The organism is Achromobacter arsenitoxydans SY8, assembly GCF_000236785.1.
Classification (GTDB): Bacteria; Pseudomonadota; Gammaproteobacteria; order Burkholderiales; family Burkholderiaceae_B; genus Achromobacter; species Achromobacter arsenitoxydans.
This window is the reverse complement of record NZ_AGUF01000014.1, coordinates 19,870-34,522: the sequence shown is the minus strand read 5'-3', so window position 1 is coordinate 34,522 and position 14,653 is coordinate 19,870. Positions and strand designations below refer to the sequence as shown.

13 protein-coding genes are annotated in these 14,653 nt (G+C 67.2%); 5 read left to right on the top strand and 8 right to left on the bottom strand.

Features of this window, described 5'->3' with window-relative positions:
• Positions 1-152 precede the first annotated feature (152 nt).
• The 5 genes from KYC_RS03705 to ggt form a co-directional block, all read right to left on the bottom strand.
• Positions 153-2,021, bottom strand: a complete 1,869-nt coding sequence (locus tag KYC_RS03705) for a dipeptide ABC transporter ATP-binding protein (protein WP_085945421.1) — start codon at positions 2,019-2,021, stop codon at positions 153-155.
• Between the two features lie 14 nt (positions 2,022-2,035).
• Positions 2,036-2,914 (bottom strand): ABC transporter permease, encoded by an 879-nt coding sequence (locus KYC_RS03700; RefSeq protein ID WP_008158980.1) that lies wholly within the window; start codon positions 2,912-2,914, stop codon positions 2,036-2,038.
• Positions 2,911-3,855, bottom strand: a complete 945-nt coding sequence (locus tag KYC_RS03695; protein ID WP_008158978.1) for an ABC transporter permease — start codon at positions 3,853-3,855, stop codon at positions 2,911-2,913. Before KYC_RS03695 ends, KYC_RS03700 begins: the two co-directional genes overlap by 4 nt.
• A gap of 129 nt (positions 3,856-3,984) precedes the next feature.
• Positions 3,985-5,496, bottom strand: a complete 1,512-nt coding sequence (locus KYC_RS03690) for an ABC transporter substrate-binding protein (protein ID WP_008158976.1) — start codon at positions 5,494-5,496, stop codon at positions 3,985-3,987.
• A gap of 37 nt (positions 5,497-5,533) precedes the next feature.
• Positions 5,534-7,162 (bottom strand): gamma-glutamyltransferase, encoded by a 1,629-nt coding sequence (gene ggt / locus KYC_RS03685; RefSeq protein ID WP_008158974.1) that lies wholly within the window; start codon positions 7,160-7,162, stop codon positions 5,534-5,536.
• A 94-nt stretch (positions 7,163-7,256) separates the two neighbouring features.
• Between ggt and KYC_RS03680 the strand changes: the two genes are divergently transcribed.
• A complete protein-coding gene (locus KYC_RS03680) occupies positions 7,257-8,159 on the top strand; it encodes a LysR family transcriptional regulator (RefSeq protein WP_008158972.1) in 903 nt (300 codons plus the stop codon).
• A 3-nt stretch (positions 8,160-8,162) separates the two neighbouring features.
• Here KYC_RS03680 and KYC_RS03675 read toward each other — a convergent pair whose 3' ends face one another.
• From KYC_RS03675 to KYC_RS29420, 3 genes are read right to left on the bottom strand one after another with little or no spacing between them, the layout of a single operon-like run.
• A complete protein-coding gene (locus tag KYC_RS03675) occupies positions 8,163-10,334 on the bottom strand; it encodes a phosphocholine-specific phospholipase C (protein ID WP_008158970.1) in 2,172 nt (723 codons plus the stop codon).
• A gap of 35 nt (positions 10,335-10,369) precedes the next feature.
• The gene (locus tag KYC_RS03670) at positions 10,370-10,558 is read right to left on the bottom strand and encodes a hypothetical protein (protein WP_008158968.1); all 189 of its coding nucleotides are present in this window, start codon (positions 10,556-10,558) and stop codon (positions 10,370-10,372) included.
• 21 nt (positions 10,559-10,579) lie between these two features.
• Complete coding sequence (locus KYC_RS29420) at positions 10,580-12,595, bottom strand: alkaline phosphatase family protein (RefSeq protein ID WP_167310233.1); 2,016 nt, start codon at positions 12,593-12,595, stop codon at positions 10,580-10,582.
• Between the two features lie 218 nt (positions 12,596-12,813).
• On the opposite strand from KYC_RS29420, the gene KYC_RS03655 reads away from it, so the two are divergent.
• The 4 genes from KYC_RS03655 (at position 12,814) to gspI (ending at position 14,653) form a co-directional block, all read left to right on the top strand.
• Positions 12,814-13,257 carry a hypothetical protein gene (locus KYC_RS03655; protein WP_008158964.1) on the top strand — a complete coding sequence of 148 codons (444 nt, stop codon included), beginning with the start codon at positions 12,814-12,816 and terminating at the stop codon, positions 13,255-13,257.
• A 77-nt stretch (positions 13,258-13,334) separates the two neighbouring features.
• On the top strand, positions 13,335-13,763 hold the full coding sequence (gspG, locus tag KYC_RS03650) for a type II secretion system major pseudopilin GspG (protein ID WP_008158963.1): 429 nt from the start codon (positions 13,335-13,337) through the stop codon (positions 13,761-13,763).
• Entirely contained in the window at positions 13,735-14,223 is a 489-nt protein-coding gene (gene gspH, locus KYC_RS03645; RefSeq protein ID WP_008158961.1) for a type II secretion system minor pseudopilin GspH, read from the top strand. The genes gspG and gspH overlap by 29 nt, the downstream gene beginning before the upstream one ends.
• Positions 14,210-14,653, top strand: a complete 444-nt coding sequence (gene gspI / locus KYC_RS03640) for a type II secretion system minor pseudopilin GspI (RefSeq protein ID WP_008158959.1) — start codon at positions 14,210-14,212, stop codon at positions 14,651-14,653. The genes gspH and gspI overlap by 14 nt, the downstream gene beginning before the upstream one ends.

Sequence of the window (14,653 nt, the reverse complement as noted above, 5' to 3'; positions counted from 1 at the left end):
TTGCCCCTCGCTCACCCCCGCCCCGCCGCCGGCCGCGGCCCAAGAACCCAGCCCTGCGCCAGCAAACAATCCAGCTAGCCAGCCAGCAAGAACAAGACCCGACAGCAAAGCAGCATCAGCCGCCAGCAACCAGCAATCAGCAACCAGCCGCCTCAATAAACCCCAACCGCATGTCGAGCCACAAAATGCCCCTCCCCCACGGCCACCAGCGGCTCCACCAGCGGCGCATCCCCCACCTTCCGCATCGGACTGGGAATCTCATCCACCAGCAATGACCGCTCCCGATGGCGCCGCTGCGGATCCGCGATCGGCACCGCCGCCATCAGCTTCTTCGTGTAGGGATGCTGCGGGTTCTCGAAGATCGCCCGGCGCGGCCCGATCTCGACGATCTGGCCCAGGTACATCACCGCCACCCGGTGGCTCACCCGCTCAACCACCGCCATATCGTGCGAAATGAACAGGAACGACACCCCCAGCTCGCGCTGCAGGTCCAGCAGCAGGTTCACGATCTGCGCCTGGATCGACACGTCCAACGCCGACACCGACTCGTCCGCGATCACCACCTTGGGATTCAAGGCCAGCGCGCGCGCAATGCAGATGCGCTGGCGCTGCCCGCCCGAGAACTCATGCGGATAGCGGTCGATCATTTCAGGCAGCAGCCCGCACTTGTCCATCAGCCAGCGCACGCGGTCCTGCGCCTCTTTGCCGCGCGCCACCTTGTGGATCAGCAGCGGCTCCATGATCGAATAGCCCACCGTCATCCGCGGATCCAGCGACGCGAACGGATCCTGGAAAATGAACTGGATGTGCTGGCGCAGCGTCTGCATCGCGCTGCCGCGCAGCGCGCCGATATTCTTGCCGTCGAATTCGATCGACCCGCCCTTGCTCTTGACCAGCTGCAGCAGCGACCGGCCCGTCGTGGTCTTGCCGCAACCCGACTCGCCCACCAGCGACAGCGTCTCGCCGGGATACAGGTCAAAGCTGACCTTTTCGACCGCATGCACGCGCTTCTGCACCCGTCCCAGGATGCCGCCCGTGATGTCGAAACTGGTGGTCAGGTCCCGCACCTTCAGCACCGGACCGTTCTCGCGGCGCACCGTGGACGGGACCGCCACCGGGTTGTCCACCAGCTTGGCCGGATCCGGCACGCGGACGGCTTCGTCCACTTTCAGGAGCGGGAACGGCGCCGGCTCGTCCGTGCCGTGCATCGCGCCCAGGCGCGGCACCGCCGACAGCAGCGCGCGGGTGTAGGGGTGCTGCGGCCGCGCGAAGATCTCGTCGGAACCGCCCTCTTCCACCTTGTCGCCGCGGTACATGACCAGCACGCGGTCGGCCACTTCCGCCACCACGCCCATGTCGTGCGTGATGAAGATCACGCCCATGTCCATTTCTTCCTGGAGCTGGCGGATCAATTGCAGGATCTGGGCCTGGATGGTCACGTCCAGCGCGGTCGTCGGCTCGTCGGCGATCAGCAGCTGCGGCTTGCAGGACAGCGCCATCGCAATCATCACGCGCTGGCGCATGCCGCCGGACAGCTGGTGCGGGTAGCGGTCCAGAATGGCCCGCGCCTCGGGGATGCGCACGCGTTCCAGCATGCGCAGCGTCTCCGCCCGGGCCGCCGCCGCGTCCAGGCCCTGGTGCAATTGCAGGGCCTCGGCGATCTGGTTGCCCGCCGTGAAGCTGGGGTTCAGCGACGTCATCGGCTCCTGGAAGATCATGGCCACGTCGGCGCCGCGCACACGTTGCAGCGTCGAATCGGGCGCATTGCCCAGGTCCAGGACGTCGCCGCTGCGCCGGCGCAGCAGCATGCCGCCATTGACGATCCGGCCGCCGCCGTATTCGACCAGGCGCATCAGCGCCAGCGAGGTCACGGACTTGCCCGAACCGGACTCGCCCACGATGGCCAGGGTTTCGCCGCGGTCGACGTGGAAGGACACATTGCGCACCGCTTCCACGGTGCGTTCGGGCGTTTTGAATCGCACCGTCAGGTCATTGACCTGCACGACGCGCTTGGGATCCATGGTTGCCATAGTGATTACTTTTCCTGACGCGGATCGAGCGCGTCGCGCAGCCCGTCGCCCAGCAGATTGAAGCCCAGCACCACCAGGAAAATGGCCGATCCGGGGAAGATCGACATCCAGGGCGCCTGGGTCATGAAGTTCTTGGCCGTGTTCAACATCGAGCCCCACGACGGCGTCGGCGGCTGCAGGCCCAGGCCCAGGAACGACAGGCTGGCCTCGGCGATGATGGCCGTGGCGATCGTGATGGTGGCCTGCACGATCAGCGGCGGCATCACGTTGGGGAACACGTGCCGGCCGATGATGCGCAGGTCGGACGCGCCCAGCGCGCGGGCGCTCTGGACGTAGTCTTCATTCTTGACCGCCAGCACCTGCCCGCGCGTCAGCCGGATGAACTTGGGCGCCGCGGACACGCCGATGGCGATCATCGCATTGGTCAGGCTGGGCCCGAGGAACGCGGCCAGGGCGATGGCCAGGATCAGGAACGGGATCGCCAGCAGCGCCTCGGTGGCGCGCGAAATGATGCTGTCGGTCCAGCCGCCGAAATAGCCCGCGGCCAGGCCGAAGGGCACGCCCACGACCAGCGCGATCAGCACCGACACCAGGCCCGCCATCAGGGAGGCGCGCGCGCCGTAGATCATGCGGCTGTAGATGTCGCGGCCCAGTTCGTCCGTGCCCAGCCAGAAGTTGGCCGACGGCGCCTTGCGGATGCTGGTAAAGCTGGTTTGCAGGGGGTCGTGGCTGGCGATCAGCGGCGCCAGGATGGCCACCGCCACGAAGAACAGCACGATGGTCAGGCCGAGCATCGCGATGTGGTTGCGCTTGAATTTGCCCCAGGCGCGATTGCGGCTGCGGGGCGGCGTGACGGCTGCGGCCGTTGCAGGAATTGCGCTCATGAGTGCCTCAGGCGGGGATTGACCAGGATGTACAGGATGTCGGCCAGCAGGTTCATCAGGATGAAGCCCACCGCCACGCAGAGCACCACGCCCTGCACCACCGCGTAGTCGCGCGTGAACACGGCGTCCACGACCAGCTTGCCGAAGCCCGGGATCGTAAAGACCTGTTCCGTCAGCACCGCGCCCGCCAGCAGTTCGCCGAACAGCAGCGTCACCAGCGTGACGATGGGCATCAGCGCATTGCGCAGCGCATGGCGCAGCACCACGCTGCGCGGCGACACGCCCTTGGCGCGGGCGGTGCGCACGTAGTCCGCGGACAGCGCCTCCAGCATGGACGAGCGCGTATGCCGCATCAGGTAGGCGGCTATCGCGGTGGACAGCACCAGCGAAGGCATCAGCATGGTCTTGATGGACAGCCAGAAGTCTTCAGACGGCGACACGTAGCCCGAGGCCGGCAGCAGCTTCCACTGCACCGACACGACCATGATGAGGATGATGCCCAGCCAGAAGTTGGGGATGGACATGCCCGACAGCGCAGCGATGTTGGCGCCCATTTCTACGGGCTTGCCCTTGCGCACGGCGGCGACGATGCCCATGGGGATGCCCACCAGCAGCGCGAAGAACATGGCCATGGCGGCCAGTTGCAGCGTCACGGGCAGCTTCTGCGCGATCAGCGTCGTGACGGGCACGTCGGTGCGCAGGGACTTGCCCAGGTCGCCTTGCAGGACCTGGCCGGCCCAGGCCGCGTATTGCATCGGCAGCGGGTCGTTCAGGCGGTATTTGTCGCGCAGGTAGTCCAGCACGGCCGGGTCGCGCTCTTCGCCGGCCAGGGTCAGCACCGGATCGCCGGGCAGGATTTTCTGCAGCATGAAGACGATCATCGACACCAGTATCAGTGTCGGTATCGCGACGATCACGCGGCGCAAGATGAGTTTAAGCATGTGGGGAAACCGTAAGACTGAAACGACGGACGACGCCGGCCGGATCGGGCGCAACGCGCGTCCGCCGCAAACAACAACCGGACGCGCAGGCGCGTCCGGCTGGCGCGGCGGGCGATTGCCGCGCCTTCATTACTTCTGCGCGAACGTCACGCCCTTCAGGCGGATCATACCGTCCGGGTAGGGCGTGAAGCCCTTGACCTTCTTGCCCATCACGAAGGGCCACGGCTGATAGTAGTTGTAGACGCCGGGCAATTCGTCCTGGATGATGGCCTGCGCCTGGTCGTAGATGACCTTGCGCTTGGCTTCGTCGGTCACGGCGCGGGCCTCGTTCAGCAGATTGTCGACCTGCGGATTGCAGTAGTGGCCGTCGTTCAGCGCGCCCTTGCAGGTCACGAAGGCATGGATGTTGCCGTCGGGGTCGACCCGGCCGGACCAGCCCAGCATCACGATCTGGAAGTTGCCGCCCGACGCTTCCTTCTGCAGCGCGGCGTATTCCGTGGGGCGCAAGGACAGGTCGAAGCCCGCCTCGGCCGCCATGGCCTGGACGATTTCCGCGATGGACGAGGTGGTGGTGTTGTTGCCGAACACGAGTTCGGCCTTCACGCGGTCGAAGCCCGCCTGCTTGAGCAGGCTCTTGGCCTTGGCCACGTCGCGCTTGGTCACGGGGAACTTGTCGCTGTGGTAGGGGCTGGCGGGCGGGAACGGCTGCTGCGCGGGTTCGAAGATGCCGCCGCCGGCCACGTCGTTGATGGCGTTGCGGTCCAGCGCCAGCTGGAACGCCTGGCGCACCAGCTTGTTCTTGAACGGATTGTCTTCGGCGCGCTTGCCGTTGCCGACGTTGAACATGAACTGCTGGAAGCCCAGGCCCGCCACCGGCGCGAACGTCAGGCTGGCGTCGTTCTTGACCTGCGGCGCGTCTGACGGATTCAGGCGTTCCAGCATGTCCAGGTCTCCGGCGCGCAGGTTGGACAGGCGCACGGTGGTGTCCGGAATGGGCAGGAAGGTCAGGCGCTTGAAGGCGTAGTCCTTGGCGTCGTAGTACTGGTCGAATTTTTCCAGGACGATGCGGTCGTTCTGGATGCGTTCGACGAACTTGTACGGGCCTGAGCAGACCGGCTTGCGGCCCACGGCGGCGACGTCGTCCGAGAACGTCTTGGGCGACAGCATCATGCCGGCGCGGTCGGACAGCTGGGCCAGCAGCGTGGCGTCCGGCGCCTTCAGCGTCAGCACCAGGGTGCCGGCGTCGGGCGCGTCGACCTTGGCGACCGAGCGCAGTTCACCCTTGCGCAGGCTGTCGGGCAGGCTCATGGCCCGTTCCAGGTTGGCCTTGGCGGCCGCGGCGTCGAACTTGCTGCCGTCGTGGAACAGCACGTCTTCGCGCAGCTTGAAGGTCAGCACCTTGTTGTCGTCGCTGAACGACCACGAGGTGGCCAGCTGCGGCACGAAGTGCAGCTTGGGATCAATGTCCACCAGCTTGTCGCACAACGACGTGAACACGATGCGGCCCACGTAGGTGCGGGCGCGGTGCGGGTCCAGCACGTCCGGATCTTCCTGCAGGCCGATCCGGAGGTTCTGGGCGCTGGCGGCGCCGGCGGCCAGCGCCAGGAGGCTGGCGCCGAAGGTCAAGGCAAAGCGTTTCATTTGTGTTTTTTCCCCTTGTGGCTGCATGGCCGGATAGTTAGAAGCCCACCGCCTGGCCGTCGCGACGGCTGTCGCTGGCGGCGACATAGCCCAGTTCGTTGTCTGCTTCGGACATGCGCCAGATGAACTGGCCGGCGCCGAAGTCCATGTACGGATCGTCAACGGACTTCAAAGCATGCCCGAGGTCTTTCAGGCCCGCAATGGTGGAAGCCTGCATATTGGTCTCGATGTCGAGCGTGAAGTCGCGGTTGACCTTCCAGCGCGGCGCGCAGCACGCGGCCTGCGGGTTCTGGTGATAGTCGATCATGCGGACCACGGTCTGCATGTGGCCCTGCGGCTGCATGTCGCCGCCCATCACGCCGAAGCTCATGACCGGCTTGCCGCCGCGCGTCAGGAAGCCCGGGATGATGGTGTGGAACGGGCGCTTGCCGCCTTCGACCACGTTGGCGGACTTGGGATCCATCGAGAAGCCCACGCCGCGGTTCTGCATGCTGATGCCGGTGCCCGGCACGACCACGCCCGAACCGAAGCCCATGTAGTTGGACTGGATGAACGAGATCATCATGCCGTTCTCATCGGCGGCGGTCAGGTAGATGGTGCCGCCGGCGTGCGGGCGGCCGGCCTCGAAGTGGGTGGCCTGGTCGAGGCGGATCAGCTTGGCGCGGCTGTCCAGGTAGGCGTCGGACAGCATCTGTTCCGGCGTGACCTGCATGGCGCGCGGGTCGGCCACGTACTTGTACAGGTCGGCAAAAGCCAGCTTCATGGCTTCGATCTGGATGTGCTGCGACTGCACCGAGTCCACCGGAATATCGGACATATCGAAGCGTTCGACGATGCCCAGCGCGATCAGGGCGGCGATGCCCTGCCCGTTCGGCGGAATCTCGTGCAGCTCGTAGCCGCGGTACGACTTGGAGATCGGCTTGACCCATTCCGGGCGGTAGCCGCGCAGGTCTTCCAGCGTCATCGCGCCGCCGCATTCCTTGCTGAAGGCGGCGATGCGTTCGGCCAGCTCGCCCTCGTAGAAGTCGCGGCCCTTGGATTCTGCAATGCGGCGCAGGGTGTTGGCGGCGTCGGGGAAGCGGAAGTGTTCGCCGACCTTGGGCGCGCGGCCTTCGGGCAGGAAGGCCTGGGCATAGCCCGGCTGCGACTTCAGTTCGTCGGCGGCGGCGGCCCACTTGTGCGCCACCACCGGCGGCACGGCATAGCCGCGCTCGGCGATCTCGATGGCGGGTTCGAACAGCTGCTCGAACGGCAGCTTGCCCAGCTTTTCATGCAGTGCGGCCCAGCCGGCCACCACGCCGGGGACGGTCACCGAGTCCCAGCCGCGCTTGGGCTGGATGGCCAGGCCGTTGGGGCCCGTGCCGTACTTGCGCTTGAAGTATTCGGTGTTCCAGGCGGCCGGCGCCACGCCCGAGGAGTTCAGGCCGTGCAGTTCCTTGCCGTCCCAGACGATGGCGAAGCAGTCGCCGCCCAGGCCGCACGAGACGGGTTCGACCAGAACGATCGTGGCCGCGGCCGCGATGGCGGCGTCCACGGCGTTGCCGCCCTTGAGCAGCATGCGCAGCCCCGCCTGGGCCGCCAGAGGGTGCGACGTGGAGACCACGTTGCGGGCGAACAGCGGGATGCGGACGGAGGGATACGGGTTGCCCCAGTCGAAGGATTTCATGTCGCAGGTCTCATAACGGGTTAAGCGGGCGAAGTTACTCCCGTGGTCTAATTAAATCAATTTGATTTTTTGTTCCGTCATAAAAGAAAATTTTATGAGTACGATCCGTTTTCTACGCACGTTTCTGGCGGTCGCGCACCACGGCTCTTTCTCCGAGGCGGCCGAGCAGGTAGCCCTGACGCAAGCCGCGGTGAGCTTCCAGATGCGCACGCTGGAGGCCGAGCTGGGGCGCGAACTCTTCGACCGCAGCGGACGGCTGGCCATCCTGAACGCGGCCGGCCGGGAATTGCTTCCCGAAATCAAGCACTTGCTGGATTTATACGACAGACTCAGGCGGCCGAATACCGCTCCCGGCGAACTGGCCGGATCCGTCGCGGTCGGCAGCATCGTGTCCTGCATGGGCACGCTGTCCAAGGTGATCTCGGGCCTGAAGAAGGCCCATCCCAAGCTGGACGTGCGCATTCTGTCGGGCAAGGCCAGCGAACTCGCTGGCAAGGTGGAAGACGGGGAACTGGACGCGGCCTTCCTGGTGGAGGCCGGCCGCAAGATGGCCAGCACCCGCTGGACCCCGCTATATGAAGAGCAGTTGGTCGTGATCGCGCCGCGCTCGGCGGCCGGCGAGGACGCCCGCCAGGTGCTCGCGGCCAACCCCTTCCTGCGCTTTGACCGCACCCAGCGCACCGGGCTGCAGATCGACCGGCTGCTGCGGCGGATGGGGGTGCCGCTTAATGAATTCCTGGAACTCAACGCCATCGAGACGCTGGTGGAACTGGTCCGCCAGGAGGTCGGCGTGACGCTGCTGCCGCTCATCAATGGCTCGAACTGGCAGCAGATTCCCGAATTGCGGATCCTGCACCTGCCCGGCGACCTGGGCCCGCTGTCGCGCGCCATCGGCATGCTGGAGCGGCGCGAACACGCCCGCCAGGGCATCACGGCGGCGATCTGCGAAGCGTGCGCGCAGGCCTTTCGCGCGCGCGAACCGCAGACCGCCGCCTGAGCGCTACTCGGCCATCGCCGGGTCGGTCACCGACGCCTTGCCGGTTTCCACGCGGCCCGCAAAGCGGCGCAGCCACGACGGATCCTCGGCCAGGCGCACCGTGAAGTCGTACCAGGCATGGCTGCCCGCCAGGGCCCAATGCTGCTCGACCTGGCCGCCCGCCGGCACCGTGAACGACCAGCGCTCGTGGTTGGCGTAATAGGCGTTGGGCGAGACCTCGAAGGTGCACGCGGTTTTGCCGCTATTGATGAAGCTGACGTAGACGTCGCCGTTGGCGATGTCGTAGCAGACGCGGATCTCGGCATCCTGCTCTGCCGTGCGGTCCTGCGCCAGGTCGCCCGCGAAATGGCGGTGATAGCCGTTGGGGCCCAGCACCCACAGGTCGTACTTGCCGCCGTCGGCCGCCGCATCCCAGCTGCCTTCCAGCTGCTTTTCGGGTTCCACGGTGTAGCGGCGCGGCAGGCGGTCCAGGTGCAGGCGGTCGTACACATGGAACACCGCGGCCTGCTTGCCCGTGTTGGAGAACACCAGCCACATGTTGCCGGTGGCGGGCTGGCTGCGGCCGCTGGTGTGCAGTTCGTATGGCAAGGCGCAGGAGTTGCGCATGCCCTTTTCCTGGATGCCGTTGGCCTGCGTGGACGGATCCGGCAGCGGCACGGCAGTCAGCGCCTGCTGCGCGGTGCGCTCCTGGTCCGCCTTCGAGCGGGTCAGGATATCCAGACCCGACATTTTCTCGTCATTCGGCGTGGCGAAGTTGAAGGCCGACGTCAGGTCGCCCAGCACGGCGCGGCGCCACGGGCTGATGTTTTCTTCCTTCACGCCGAAGCGGGCTTCCAGGAAGCGCAGCACCGACGTGTGGTCGAACGCCTGGGAATTGACCCAGCCGCCGCGGCTCCACGGCGACACCACGTACATCGGCACGCGCGGACCCGGTCCGTAGACGCGGTTGTCGGCGGCATCCTGGGCGGACGCATGCGTGTGGCGCTCCAGGTCGGTGTTGACGGTGGAGGCGCCGGCCATCGAGCCGTCCTCATTCAGCGACGGCGCGGCGGGCGGCGGCACGTGGTCGAAGTAGCCGTCGTTCTCGTCGAAATTGATCAACAGGACCGTCTTGCTCCAGACCTCCGGATTGGCGGTCAGCGCGTCCAGGGTCTCCTGGATGTACCAGGCGCCCTGGATGGGGCTGGACGGGCCGGGGTGCTCGGAATAGGTCGCCGGGGCCACGATCCACGACACTTGCGGCAGCGTGCCATTCAGCGCGTCGTCGCGCAGGGCCTGCAGGAAGCCGCCGTCGGGCATGGTGTTGGCCGTGCCCTTGTACAGGGGATTGGCGGCGTCCATGCTGGGCGTCCAGGCCGGGTACGGCGCCCCGTTGCTGCCGTTGCCGGCCAGTTCGTTGGCGCGGCGGTACTGCTGAAAGCCCGCCAGCGGGTTGTCGCCGAAGTTCTCGGGCAGGTTCTGGTAGACCTTCCAGGTCACGCCATTTTCTTGCAGGCGTTCCGGGTACGTCTTCCAGGTCCAGCCGGTGGACGAGGCGCCCAGGCTGTCCCACTGGTTGCGCGTCGACGGGCCGTTGCCCTGCGCGAGCGGGTCGTTGGTGCCGGTCCAGTGGAACAGGCGATTGGTGTTGGTGCCGCCATGGGTGGAACAGTGGTAGGCGTCGCACAACGTGAAGGCGTCGGCCAGCGCGAACTGGAACTCCACCTCTTTCTGGCGGTAGTAGCCCATCGACTGGTTCTGCTTATAGCGCGGCCACTGGTACATGCGGCCGCCGTCCCACGCCATCTGCGCGTCGACGTAATCATGCGGCGTGCCGGCCACGCGCTGGGCGTTGCCCTGCGTGCTGTCCAGGTGATACGGCATCACGACGCGCGTCGCGTTGGCCTGCTCCCAGACCGAGCGGTTCTGCGGCAGCGGAATGGTGATGCGGTCGCCGAAGCCGCGCACGCCCTTGAACGTGCCGAAGTACATGTCGAACGAACGGTTTTCCTGCATCAGGATGACCACGTGCTCGACGTCGTTGATGGTGCCGGTGCGGTTGTTGGCGGGAATGGCCAGCGCGCGGCGGATGGCCGGCGGGAACATCGACAGCGCGGTCAGGCCCGCGGTGGAGGCTGCCGCGTTGCGCAGGAAGCGGCGCTTGCCGGCGTGGATCGTGTCTTTTTCGAACTTCACGGATGCTTTTCCTTGTGGTCTACAAAAGGCGCGGCTCAGGGCGCGCAGCGCAGTTCGGGCTTGGCGGGCTCGGGCGTCGTCGGCGTCTCGGGCTGGGTGGGATTGGTCGGCGTGCCGGCGTCGTCATCGCCGCCGTCGTCGCCGCCGCAGGCGGCCAGGGTGGCGGTCAGCATCAGCACCGCGCCGGCGCGCAGGAAACCGCGCAAGATCAGGGACTTACTCATGGCTTTTCTATCCTTGGGACATCAGGGAAACAGTTCGGAAACGGACTTGCCGGACAGGGCCAGGGACTTCACTTCGTCCTCGGTCAGGGCCCGCGACCAGAAGGCCAGGTCATCAAAAATCATGGTGTAGGGGCCCTTGGTGCCGGCGCAGCAGATGCCGTAGGTGCCCTTGCCGTCTTCATTCAGGCCGATGTGCGGACCGAACACGCCGGCCACGGCGCCAAGGTCGACACCCGCGGTGGCGGTGGACGTGACGGTGCGCACAAAGCCCAGCTCGCTGTCGTAGCGGTAGGCCGTCATCGTCCTGGCCGTCTTGTCGATGGTCATGGCGATGTAGACCGGCTTATTGGCCGTGAACTTCACGCCATTGATATCCGCCCGCTTACCGCCGCCCGCGATGTTGAAGCGCAGCTCCGGGCCGGCCCATTGCGCGATGGTGATGCCGGGATTGCCGCCGGAGTTGTAGTCCTTGTTGCCCACGATGGAGCGGTCGTTGGCGGTGCCGTCGGACTGGAACCAGAAGCCGATGGTGAACGCCTGCACGCTGTCCATCAGGCCCGCCGGATAGTCCAGCTTGAATGCGCCCAGAGCGGCCGACCCGCGCTCGTTCCTGAAGCTCTTGCCGAACACGCCCGGCTCGGCATAGGCAGGCGCCTGCGCGCCGTCGTACGGCGTGATCGCGCCGCCGCCGGCGGCCACGTCGGCCACGTCGCCCTCGAACGGGAAGAACATCGTCAGTCCGGTGCGCAGCGAGGCCAGGAGCGGCACGGGCTTGGCGTAGACCACGGTGGCGCGCGCGGCGCTGACCGCATGGCCGGCGGACACGCTGTAGGCCAGTTCGTGCACGCCCTCGGTGTCGAACGTGAAGCCCGTGTCCACGTACTCCGTGGCGGTGCCGGGCAGGCGCGCGACTTCCGTGCCGTCACGGCTGACCACGATGTCGCCGTCGGGCTCGCCCACGCGCACCCAGGTCACAGTCACGCTCTTGTTGTCCATGGACGTGCGCGTGGCGACGCGGCGCAGCGCCAGGGGTTCGGTCAGCGACGTGCCGGCCATGTCGTAGGCTGCGCCCGACGGCAGCGCGTCCAGGTGCGCGAGCACCGTGGGCGCCAGGTCGGCGGCGCTGGGCAGCGCGTACCAGTTGGCATCCCACAGGCCGTCGAACGCGGCGTCGTCGGCGCTGCCGCCCAGCAGGACGGGCTGGTTGGCGGCCAGCAGAATGGTCTTGCTGGACGAGAACGGCAGGCCGTCGCTGCCGCCGGTCTTGTCCAGGCCGTGGCTGGACGCCACCACCATCAGCCAATTCTCATTGGGATGATCGGCGCGGCGGTCGGCCAGCTGCTTCGCCAGCACGCCGATGGCGGCGTCGGTCTGGCGGATGACGGCTTCATAGGTCGTGCCGAAGCCGCTCTCGGCCGCGGCGCGCTCCGGCGCGCCGAACTGCGCGACGACCATGTCGTAGCCTTCGGCGATGCGGTCGCGGGCCTGCGAGGCGACGCAGTCGTCCACGCCGGCGCAGTCTGTCAGCGATTGCACGTAGCCCGCGTCGCGGTCGGTGCCCAGCAGGCCAGCCACCAGCGGCGAATTGAACGCGCCGGCGATGCGCGCCTCGGGCTGTGCAGTCTTGACGCGCTGGAACAGGCTGGGCGCCTTCAGCGCCTGGCCTTGCGCGTTGGAGCGCACCCCATGCACATCGGCCCATTGGCCGGTCAGCAGCGTGGCCCAGCCCGGCACGATCAGCGTGGGCTGCTGCGTCGCCGTGCCGGTGACGCCGCCGGTCCAGGCGCGGGTCGCGGTCAGTTGGCCGATATTGGCCAGCGACTTGTCGGCCAGGCCGCGGCGCAACGCGTCGTAGGTCAGGCCGTCGACACCGATGAACAGCACCTTGTCGACGCTGGCCTGCCCGGGTTCGGTGACGGGCGGCTGCGTCGGCGGAACGACGGGGTCGTCGCCATCGTCATCGCTGCCTCCACAGCCGGCCAATGCGCTGGTCGCCAGCAGCATGGCGCACCATCTTCTCCAATTCAATAATTCCATTGCTTCTCTTCTCTTGTCATGAACGGGTTCTTACGCTGGCCGACATGGTGGCGGCCGAAGGTGAAAGACCCGTGAAACAAAGAAGAGAAACCCTGATCGTTGGATCAGGATTCTTTTGCGCAAGATGCAAGGCGCCGACAGCCCAAGCCCCATTGCATTGCTGTCATGAAACGCCGCTATAGTCGGCCGCGTCGCATCAACCTCCGCCGCCCGCATCCATGCCTTTGTCCCTGCGCCTGCCCCTGCCCTCCGCGCCCGCCGCGCTGCGCGTCCTCGCCGTGCTGGCGCTCGCCGCCGGCGTCGGCGTCTGGGGCTCCATCCTGCTTGCGCCCAACCCCGGCTCCCTGCCCCCCGCGGTCTCGGCCGCCGCGCCGCGCGCGGCCGACAACACGCCCGTGGCGCTGTGGTTCGGCAAGGACGAAGCCATGCGCACGCAGATCAGCGTGCTGGGCGTGATCGCGGCGGGCCCCGACGGCGCCGCCGTGCTGAGCATCGACGGCGGGCCGCCGCTGGCCTGGCGCGCCGGTGCGGAAGTGGCGCCGGGCATCGTGTTGCGCGACATCGCGGCCGACGCCGTCACCGTCGAGCAGTCGGGCCGCCCGAGCCGTCTGGCCACGCCGGCGGCGCAGGACGCGCCGGGCGGCATCACCCGCGAAAAGTGAGGCGTGGCGGCGCGCGCATTACTGTCATATTTCATGTCCACAATCCCGGGCTTCTACAGATAGACCGGAGTTGCAAAGTGCGTCAGTTACCGCGCGGGCTTGCCCGCCAGCAGGGCTTCACCCTGATTGAGATCATGGTGGTGATTGTGATCATGGGGATTCTGGCCGCGCTGGTAGTGCCGCGCGTGCTGGACCGCCCCGACCAGGCTCGCCAGGCCGCCGCGCGCCAGGACATCGGCGGCATCATGCAGGCGCTCAAGCTATACCGCCTCGACAACGGCCGCTATCCCACGACGGCCCAGGGCCTGCGCGCGCTGGCGCAAAAGCCCGATGGCGTGCCCAATTGGCGCGGCTACCTGGACAAGCTGCCCAACGATCCCTGGGGCCATCCCTACCAATACCTGAGCCCCGGCGTCAAAGGCGACGTCGATGTCTTCTCGTTCGGCGCCGACAACAAGCCCGGCGGAGAGAGCGGCGATGCCGACATCGGCTCCTGGGAACTCTGAACGCGGCTTCACGCTGGTCGAAGTGCTGGTGGTGCTGGTGATCGTGGCCATTGCCGCCAGCATGGTAAGCCTGTCCATCGGCCGCGGCGACAACCGCCTGCGCGGCGACGCCGAGCGGCTGGCGGACGCGTTCACCGTGGCGCAGAGCGAGGCCCGCAGCGACGGCCGTCCGATCCGCTGGCTCGCCAGCGGCCAGGGCTGGTCGTTCGAACGCCAGGGCCGCCCGCCCGGCCCCACCGCGCAAGAGGACATCCCCGTGCCCCCAGACCGGCTGGAGCACGACGACGTGCTGCGTCCGCAGTCCTGGTCCGCCGGCTCCGTGCAGTTGCGGCTGGATCCAGACCGGCCGCTGATCTTCAACACCGAATGGGTCGCCGCGCCCATGACGCTGACACTCAGCGCGGGAGAAACGCGAGTCACGCTGCAGCGCGACGCCGCGGGACGCTATGACATCCAATAAAGCCTCCGCCGCCGCCCCGCGTCCGTCCGAGCCCTGCCCCGACGCGCCGCGTCCGTCCAATCGCGAACGCGGCTTCACGCTGATCGAAGTGCTGGTGGCGCTGGCCATCATCGCCGTGGCGATGGGCGCCGCCTTGCGCGCCACCGGCGTCATGGCGGCGAACAACCGCGCGCTGCAGGACAAGGCCTTGGCCCTGCTGGCGGCGCAGAACGCGCTGACACAGCTGCGCCTGGAACAGGCCCTGCCGCGCGCCGGCTCCCAGACCGTACCCTGTCCGCAAGGCGGCCTGGCGCTGCAGTGCGAATTGGTCTTCACGAACTCCATGAACCGCAGCTTTCGCCAGGTCTCCGTCAAGGTGCACGACGCCGCGTCCCCGCGCGAAGGCGCCGTTCTGCTGCAGCTCGACGGCCTGCTGTCCAGCCTGCGATGA

What these genes read in the sequence shown, in the direction of transcription:
- gspH (WP_008158961.1), top strand. Translation starts at nt 13,735, where the DNA reads ATGCCGACATCGGCTCCTGGGAACTCTGAACGCGGCTTCACGCTGGTC.
- KYC_RS03695 (WP_008158978.1), bottom strand. Translation starts at nt 3,855, where the DNA reads ATGCTTAAACTCATCTTGCGCCGCGTGATCGTCGCGATACCGACACTG.
- KYC_RS03700 (WP_008158980.1), bottom strand. Translation starts at nt 2,914, where the DNA reads ATGAGCGCAATTCCTGCAACGGCCGCAGCCGTCACGCCGCCCCGCAGC.
- gspI (WP_008158959.1), top strand. Translation starts at nt 14,210, where the DNA reads ATGACATCCAATAAAGCCTCCGCCGCCGCCCCGCGTCCGTCCGAGCCC.
- KYC_RS29420 (WP_167310233.1), bottom strand. Translation starts at nt 12,595, where the DNA reads ATGGAATTATTGAATTGGAGAAGATGGTGCGCCATGCTGCTGGCGACC.
- KYC_RS03655 (WP_008158964.1), top strand. Translation starts at nt 12,814, where the DNA reads ATGCCTTTGTCCCTGCGCCTGCCCCTGCCCTCCGCGCCCGCCGCGCTG.
- ggt (WP_008158974.1), bottom strand. Translation starts at nt 7,162, where the DNA reads ATGAAATCCTTCGACTGGGGCAACCCGTATCCCTCCGTCCGCATCCCG.
- KYC_RS03690 (WP_008158976.1), bottom strand. Translation starts at nt 5,496, where the DNA reads ATGAAACGCTTTGCCTTGACCTTCGGCGCCAGCCTCCTGGCGCTGGCC.
- KYC_RS03680 (WP_008158972.1), top strand. Translation starts at nt 7,257, where the DNA reads ATGAGTACGATCCGTTTTCTACGCACGTTTCTGGCGGTCGCGCACCAC.
- KYC_RS03705 (WP_085945421.1), bottom strand. Translation starts at nt 2,021, where the DNA reads ATGGATCCCAAGCGCGTCGTGCAGGTCAATGACCTGACGGTGCGATTC.
- KYC_RS03670 (WP_008158968.1), bottom strand. Translation starts at nt 10,558, where the DNA reads ATGAGTAAGTCCCTGATCTTGCGCGGTTTCCTGCGCGCCGGCGCGGTG.